Source organism: Vibrio sp. 10N.261.52.A1, assembly GCF_002876325.1.
Taxonomy (GTDB): Bacteria; Pseudomonadota; Gammaproteobacteria; order Enterobacterales; family Vibrionaceae; genus Vibrio; species Vibrio chagasii.
This window is the reverse complement of the sequence record NZ_MCYD01001399.1, coordinates 1-686: the sequence shown is the minus strand read 5'-3', so window position 1 is coordinate 686 and position 686 is coordinate 1. Positions and strand designations below refer to the sequence as shown.

Sequence of the window (686 nt, the reverse complement as noted above, 5' to 3'; positions counted from 1 at the left end):
ATCTAATGCATTATTAATACTACCAAGCGTTCTTGAAATGCTAGAGCTATCATTAAAAAATGGAATTATTATAGTTATTGATTTCATTGTCTTTCCGATTCAATATTACTGTTTAAAAGTTCATCGGGATGTCTCACTATATCACAAAAGTATATATTACTAATACCTGTGCGCTTTCTAATAAATGCCCAGTCATCAACAACAAAATTATGTTTTTGATGAACCGCTAGAATCTTTTGAGCTGCGCTTCTATTAACAACATAGGCACAAGTACGATATAGCCAGCGAAGAGTGAGAGGGAATACCTTAAACACCTCCCTGTTAGCGATAACTTTCTGACTAAACTTGATTAGCCTGCGCGAATTAGCAAGCCCATCTTGTCCGCCAAGATGGATAACTAAATCATCTTCACTCAGAGAACTTGATTCACCTTCTAGTTTTTTTATGAATTTTTTGAGAGAGCTATCAATCGTAATATCATCCTCACAAACTAGCAAAAACTCTTCGTCAGAGTTGTAAATAAACTCTTCAAGCGCTTTTTGGTGAGATGCCTTGCATCCGTATTCACTTGGTGAAATTATCCAACGTCTATTAAATAAGTAGTTTTCGTTGGCTGCATGATTATAGTATTCTTTAGCTGTAGCACTGCGGCCATCCACAGCGTCTACAAAACTAAAACTTATACC

1 protein-coding gene is annotated in these 686 nt (G+C 36.0%); it reads right to left on the bottom strand.

From position 1 onward, the window contains the following. Positions 1 to 83: 83 nt before the first annotated feature. A partial coding sequence (locus tag BCT81_RS28320) for a glycosyltransferase family 25 protein (protein ID WP_102426590.1) occupies positions 84 to 686 on the bottom strand: 603 nt, incomplete at its 5' end.